The 6,709-nt window shown below is 75.3% G+C and carries 4 protein-coding genes and 1 pseudogene; 2 read left to right on the forward strand and 3 right to left on the reverse strand.

Annotation, left to right across the window (positions count from 1 at the left end; translation table 11 throughout):
• Positions 1-265, reverse strand: a 265-nt coding sequence (locus ABEB16_RS14585) for a tetratricopeptide repeat protein (protein ID WP_345712964.1), incomplete at its 3' end; no start/stop codon positions are given.
• 114 nt (positions 266-379) lie between these two features.
• On the opposite strand from ABEB16_RS14585, the gene ABEB16_RS14590 reads away from it, so the two are divergent.
• Positions 380-2,383: a M13 family metallopeptidase gene (locus tag ABEB16_RS14590; RefSeq protein ID WP_345712965.1), complete on the forward strand. Its 2,004-nt coding sequence runs from the start codon at positions 380-382 to the stop codon at positions 2,381-2,383.
• 42 nt (positions 2,384-2,425) lie between these two features.
• Here the strand turns inward: ABEB16_RS14590 and ABEB16_RS14595 are convergent, their stop codons facing one another.
• Positions 2,426-4,960 (reverse strand): putative bifunctional diguanylate cyclase/phosphodiesterase, encoded by a 2,535-nt coding sequence (locus ABEB16_RS14595; RefSeq protein ID WP_345712966.1) that lies wholly within the window; start codon positions 4,958-4,960, stop codon positions 2,426-2,428.
• Between the two features lie 296 nt (positions 4,961-5,256).
• Positions 5,257-5,523: a hypothetical protein gene (locus tag ABEB16_RS14600; RefSeq protein ID WP_345712967.1), complete on the reverse strand. Its 267-nt coding sequence runs from the start codon at positions 5,521-5,523 to the stop codon at positions 5,257-5,259.
• A 434-nt stretch (positions 5,524-5,957) separates the two neighbouring features.
• Here ABEB16_RS14600 and ABEB16_RS14605 point away from each other — a divergent pair.
• A pseudogene (locus ABEB16_RS14605) lies at positions 5,958-6,709 on the forward strand (hypothetical protein); the annotation flags it as partial.

The following is a 6,709-nucleotide window of genomic DNA, read 5'->3' on the forward strand; positions in this document are numbered from 1 at the left end:
CCTCCGGGCGCCCGCGCCGCTGCAGGGTGCGCGCCAGCAGCAGCGCCTCCACCACGTCGGCGGCGTCGGAGGCGACGAGCTCGCGGGCCAGCGCCTCGGCGCGCCCGAGCGCGGCGAAGCGGAACAGGGCGAGGGCGAGCAGGCGGTGGACGGCCGGGTCGCCCGGCTCGCGCTCGGCGGCGAGGTCCAGCAGGCGCACCGCCTCGCGGGGCTGCCCCTCCGCCAGCCAGCCCTGCGCGGCGCGGTAGAGCTCCAGGGTGTCCACGATCTGCTCCTCCCTCGGTGGTGCAGCGCTCAACCAGGTCCGCGCCGTGGGTCTTCCCGCCTCGCCGGACCCTTCCGGCAGGGCGGCGCGGGGCCCGCCGCCTATGCTCGTTCGATGACCTCCGGCACCGATCTGGTCACCGGCACCGCCCCGCGCGCCGACGACCCGGCCACCCGCTCCGGCATCGACCTCACGACCGTCGACCCCGGCGTGCGCCCACAGGACGACCTCTACCGCCACGTCAACGGGGCCTGGCTGGCCAGCGCGACCATCCCCGACGACCGCGCCCTCGACGGCGCCTTCGTCCGGCTGCGCGACGAGTCGGAGGCCCAGGTCCGCGAGATCGTCGAGGAGGCCGCCTCCGGGGCCGACGGCGAGGCGCGCGCCATCGGCGACCTCTACGCCAGCTTCATGGACGTCGAGGCCGTCGACGCCCTCGGTGCCGCCCCGCTGCGCCCCGACCTCGACCTGGCCGCCGCCGTCACCGACGTGGCCGGTTTCGTGCGCGCGTGGGGCCGGCTGCAGCGCGAGGGCGTCAGCGGCCCGGTCGCGTTCTACGTCGACACCGACTCCAAGCAGTCCGACCGCTACCTGCTCCACCTCACCCAGCACGGGCTGTCCCTGCCGGACGAGTCCTACTACCGCGAGGAGCAGTACGCCCCCATCCGCGAGGCGTTCCGCGAGCACGTCGAGCGGATGCTGTCCCTGGCGGACCTGCCCGACCCGGCCGGCGCCGCCGCCCGCGTCCTGGAGCTGGAGACCGCGGTCGCCGCCTGCCACTGGGACCGGGTGCGGAACCGCGACGCCACCCTCACGTACAACCTCCTCGACCGCGACGGCCTGCAGGAGCTGCTGCCCGCCGTGGACCTCGCCGCGTGGCTGGAGGCGGCGGACGTCGAGGCGTCCGCGCTCGCGCAGGTCGTCGTGCGCCAGCCGGACTTCCTCACCGGCCTGTCCGCGCTGCTCACCGAGGAGCGCGTGCCCCTCTGGCGGGAGTGGCTGCAGTGGCGCATCGTCCACGGCGCCGCCCCCTACCTCGCCTCCGCGTTCGTCGACGAGAACTTCGCCTTCTACGGCACCACCCTCTCCGGCGTCCCGCAGCTGCGGGAGCGCTGGAAGCGCGGGGTGGGTCTCGTGGAGGGCGCGATGGGCGAGGCCCTCGGCAAGCTCTACGTGGCCCGGCACTTCCCGCCGGCGGCCAAGGCCCGCATGGAGGAGCTCGTCGCCAACCTCGTCGAGGCCTACCGCGTCGACATCGAGGCGCTGGACTGGATGACGGCGGAGACGAAGGCCCGGGCGCTGGACAAGCTCGGCCGGTTCACCCCGAAGATCGGCCACCCGGAGCGGTGGCGGGACTACTCCGGTCTCGTCGTCGACCGCACCGACCTGCTCGGCAACGTGCGCCGCTCCAACGAGTTCGACCTGCGCTACGAGCTCGGCAAGCTCGGCGGGCCCGTCGACCGCGGCGAGTGGTTCATGACGCCGCAGACGGTCAACGCCTACTACAACCCGGGGATGAACGAGATCGTCTTCCCCGCGGCGATCCTGCGCCCGCCCTTCTTCGACGCCGACGCCGACGACGCCGCCAACTACGGCGGCATCGGCGCGGTCATCGGCCACGAGATCGGCCACGGCTTCGACGACCAGGGCGCCAAGTACGACGGCGACGGCAACCTGCGCGACTGGTGGACCGACGCCGACCGCGAGGAGTTCGGCAAGCGCACCGCCGCGCTGATCGCGCAGTACGAGGCGCTGGAGCCGGAGGAGGTGCCCGGCCAGCACGTCAACGGGGCCCTCACGGTCGGGGAGAACATCGGCGACCTCGGCGGTCTGACGATCGCGCACAAGGCGTACCTCATCTCCCTCGGCGGTGGGGAGGCGCCCGTGATCGACGGCCTCACCGGCCCGCAGCGGCTCTTCTTCGGCTGGGCGCAGGTCTGGCGCGGCAAGGTGCGCCCGGAGGAGGCCGCCCGCCGCCTCGCGGTGGACCCGCACTCCCCGCCGGAGTTCCGCTGCAACGCCGTCGTCCGCAACCTCACCGAGTTCCACGAGGCGTTCGGCGTGGGCGAGGGCGACGCCCTCTACCTGCCCCCGGACGAGCGCGTCCGCATCTGGTGACCCCCCGGCGCCGGTGGTGCCCCGGCGCCCCGCCGCCCCGCGTCAGTCCGCGGGGCGGCGGGGGACCGGCCCCCGCTCGCGGGTGAGGACCGGGAACGGCCCCGCCGCCTCGATGTCCTCCGCGCGCAGCGGCCGGCCCACGTAGTAGCCCTGGATGACGTCGCAGCCGTAGTCGCGGAGCTGGTCCAGGGTCTCGGCGCTCTCCACGCCCTCCGCGACGATGCGCAGGTCCAGGCTGCGGGCCAGCCCGATGATGCTGCGCACCAGGATCGCGCTGGCCTGCGCCTCCCGCGGCAGGGACAGCCCCCGCACGAACGAGCGGTCGATCTTCAGCTCCCGCACCGGCAGCCGCTGCAGGTAGGACAGGCTGGAGTGCCCGGTGCCGAAGTCGTCCAGGGACAGCGTCACCCCGATGGCCGCCAGCCGCTCCAGCACCGGCACCGTGCGCTCGGGATCGCCCATCACGCTGCTCTCGGTGATCTCCAGGATGAGCTTGTGGGCGGGCAGCCCGGCCTCCACGACGGCGCCGGCGACGTGCTCGGGCAGCGTCACGTCGTTGACGTTGCGGGCGGAGAGGTTGACGGCCACCGCGAGGTCGAGGCCGGCGTCCTGCCAGGCGCGGCACTGCTGCAGCGCCTGGGACAGCACGACGCGGGTGAGCTGCTCGATGAGACCGGTGGACTCCGCCAGCGGCACGAAGGCGTCCGGGGTGAGGGGGCCCAGCGCGGGGTGCGCCCAGCGCACGAGGGCCTCCACGCTGGTCACCGCACCCCGGGACAGGTCCAGCTTGGGCTGGTAGCGCAGCTGCAGCTCGTCCTGCTCCAGCGCGACGTGCAGGTCGGCGAGCAGGGCGAGGCGCTCGGCGCGGCCGCGGTCCAGGGAGGGGGTGTAGACCATGACGCTGGTGCCGGCGTTCTTGCCCGCGTACATGGCGGTGTCGGCGTGCCGGAGCACCTCGGTGTGCCGCTGCCCCGGGGCGGCGACGGCGATGCCGATGCTCGCCCCGGTGCTGACCGTGACGCCGGCGAGGTCGACGGGGCTGCGCAGGGCGCGCTCGACGCGCGCGGCGACGGCGCGCGCGTCCGCCTCGGGCTCGGCGCAGTCCGGCAGCAGGATGGCGAACTCGTCGCCGCCGAGCCGCGCGACGGTGGCCTCGGGCCGCACGGTGCCCTCCAGCACCCGGGCCACCACCTGCAGGAGGTGGTCGCCGACGTCGTGGCCGAGGGCGTCGTTGACCTCCTTGAAGCGGTTGAGGTCGAGCAGGACGATCGCGGCGCTGGTGCCGGTGCCCTCCCGCTGCAGGGCCGCGCGCAGGTGCTCGGTGAGCAGTTCGCGGTTGGGCAGCCCGGTGAGCGCGTCGTGGGTCGCCTCGTGGCGCAGCCGCTGCAGCAGCCGCCGGCTGCGGACGGCCACGGCGAGGTGGCCGGCCAGGGCCTGCAGCAGCGAGAGGTCGTCGGTGGTGAAGCTGGGCATGTCCCCGAGCCGGTCGAGGGCGACGAGCACGCCGCGGGTGTCGGAGCGGGTCAGCGGCACGACGAGGGCGTCGGGCACCCCGCGCTCGGTGAGCCAGCGCCGCTGGCCGGGGGTGCTGCTGCGCTGCTCCAGCAGGAGGGCGCCGCCGTCGTGGGCGGCGTGCAGGACGGGCCACTGCTTGGCCACCGCGTCGCCGGTCTGGACGGTGACCGAGCCGGCCTCGTCGACGCTGATGCAGGTGGGCGGGGCGCCCTCGGCGTCCTGCAGGGTGAGCTCCACGCGCGTGGCCCGCACGAGGCTGCGGACGTGGGCGAGCAGCCGCTGGGCGACCTCCTCGACGCTGCCGGCCCCCTCGCCCTGCTCGATGAACTCCTGCACGAGGACGAGGGACTGGTGCCGGCTGCGCAGCACGAGGTAGCCGCGGTAGATGACGGCCGTGACGAGGGTGAAGGCCACGAGCAGGGCCACGCCGAGCGCCCCGTTGCTCAGCAGGACGGCGGCGATGAACCCCAGCAGGGTGCTGAACACGACGAAGCCCGCGCCGGGGAGGAGGGCCTCGACGACCTCCTGGCGGTTGAGGGGCCCCTGGTTGATGAGGATGGCGACCATCACGAAGCAGCCCATGAGCACGTCGACGACGGCCAGGCTGACGTAGCAGAGCAGGGCGGTGTGCAGCGTCAGGCCCGGGTCCTCGCCGGTGAGGAGGTGGGCGAGGGTGACGACGAGGGCGGTGTCCAGCAGGTATGCGGCGGTGTTGTAGGCGAACTTCACCGCCGGTGCCCGCTGCATGCCGAAGGCGGCGATCGTGGCGACGACGCGGGCGATGACGAGGTGGTGCGGTGGGACGTAGAGCAGGCCCAGCAGCAGGGGGATGCCGGAGAGCGAGAAGGCGTACGCCTGGCGCCGGATCTCCACCAGCGCCTGGGCGAGCTCGCTGACGAAGAAGGCCGCGGTGAGGGCGAGCAGGACCGCCAGCAGGGGCCAGCCGGAGGGGCCGTCGAGCAGGGGCCGCGGGGAGAGCCGGGTGGTGAGCGCCAGGCCCGCGACCGCCAGCGCGGTGGTGAGGGCCAGGGTCAGGGCGGTGGGGCTCCTGAGGCGGCGCACGACTGCGCGGGGGCGGCCGCTGCGCTTCCGCGTCGGGCTCTCGGGTGCCGTCCCTGCGCCGCTCACGGGCCCCCCATCGCCGCACCACCGAGCTGCTCACCGTCCTGCCCGCGACGGCGTCGTCGGGTGGACCGCACCTTAGCGATACCCGGTGTGCGGACGCGCTACACGCCGGGTTCGGGTGGTCGCCACGTCCGGTCGGGTGCCGGCCCCGACGACGACGGCCGCCCCGGGCTGCTGGAGCCCGGGGCGGCCGGAGGTCGACCCGGAGGTCGTGGGGGGGTGCGGGGGTGTGCTCAGCCCCAGCGGGTGCGGTCGGTACCGGTGGAGCCCCAGCGGGTGCGGTCGGTGTCGGCCGAGCCCCAGCGGGTGCGGTCGGTGTCGGCCGAGCCCCAGCGGGTGCGGTCGGTGCCGGCCTGCGCGGTGCTGCTCTTGTCGGTGGTGGGGAAGGTCGCGGCGGAGGCGGCGGCGGCCGAGGCGAAGGGGGCGGCCGCGATGACCGCGCCGAGGGCGAGGGCGGTGAGCCGGCGGGGGCCCTTCCAGGTGATGCCGCGCTGTGCCATGTCCACTCCTTGACTCGAAGTAACTGCCTGCTGACCTGCAGTAGTCATCGGCCCGCAGGCGTGTTTTCCAAACCTCCTCCGGCGCGTCGTCACCCGAAAGGGTGCTGGACACATCGACGAAGTAGCGCTAGGTGACGAGATTCTGGTAGTGCGGGCCGGGAACCCGCTTTCCGATCACGAGTGCCCGTGCGGACGGTGACGACGGATTCCGGACCCCTGCCGCCCGCCGTCCGCGGGGCTCGCCGGTCTGGCCCCGGGAGCTCTCGGGGACGGACTCCGGGAACCCCCCGAGGCCGTCCCCGGTCCCTCCCCGGTCCCCGCGCGCCGGTGCTCCGGATGTCGGTGCCCGCGCGTAGCGTCGTCGGTGTCGGGAACGCGGTCGGCACCCCGCCGGCACCCGGCGGCGCAGCGCAGCGCAGCACTGGAGGTGCGCGATGGACACCCGCGACGGCACGACCCCCCTCACCCCCACCGGCCGCGCCCGGCCGCTGCGGGCCCGGCCCTGGCTCGTCGCCGAGGACGTCCGCGTCTGCGTCGGCTCCCGCTCCCCCCGCACCGGCCGCGTCCTGCTGAGCTGCGAGGGCACCGGCCGCTGGTGGGGCGGGGAGCCTGCCGAGGACGCCGCCGCCCACGACGCGCTCGCCGCGGCCGCCACCTCCTGCGGCGACGTGCTGGAGACCGCCCGGCAGGAGGCCCTCGCGCGGTTGCGGCGTGCCTTCGACGCGCTGGAGGCCTCCACCGGCCCCGACCTGGGCGGCCCGGCCCGCAGCTGCGCCGAGCACCTGCGCTGCGCGGCCGACCCCACCGCACGCCCCCTGCAGCGGGCGTGGCACTGGCTCGCCGCCGAGCGGCTGAGGGCCCGGGCCGCCGCGACCGAGACCACCCGGTGGGCGCGGTGCCTCACCTCGCCCGGGGCGGCCGTCGTCCTGGCGACGGGGGCGGTCGGGGACGACGAGGGGCCCGTCGTGGAGGTCGCCGTCCTCGACGCCGCCAGCGGCGCCGTCCTGCTCGACACCCTCGTCGCCACCCGCGACCCCCTCCCCGTCGGTGCCGACCGGGCGTGGCCGGTCCCGCAGGGCGCCCCGTCCCTCGAGGCCGTCCTGCTGCCGCTGCTGGCCGCGGTGGTCGGGCGCGCGGTGGTCTCCCGCGACGCCGCGGCGCAGCGGCGGCTGCTGACCCGCACCGT

The organism is Kineococcus glutinatus, assembly GCF_039542765.1.
GTDB classification, from domain to species: domain Bacteria; phylum Actinomycetota; class Actinomycetes; order Actinomycetales; family Kineococcaceae; genus Kineococcus_A; species Kineococcus_A glutinatus.

Coding starts and splice junctions, on each gene's coding strand:
- ABEB16_RS14600 (WP_345712967.1), bottom strand. CDS start 5,523: ATGGCACAGCGCGGCATCACCTGGAAGGGCCCCCGCCGGCTCACCGCC.
- ABEB16_RS14590 (WP_345712965.1), top strand. CDS start 380: ATGACCTCCGGCACCGATCTGGTCACCGGCACCGCCCCGCGCGCCGAC.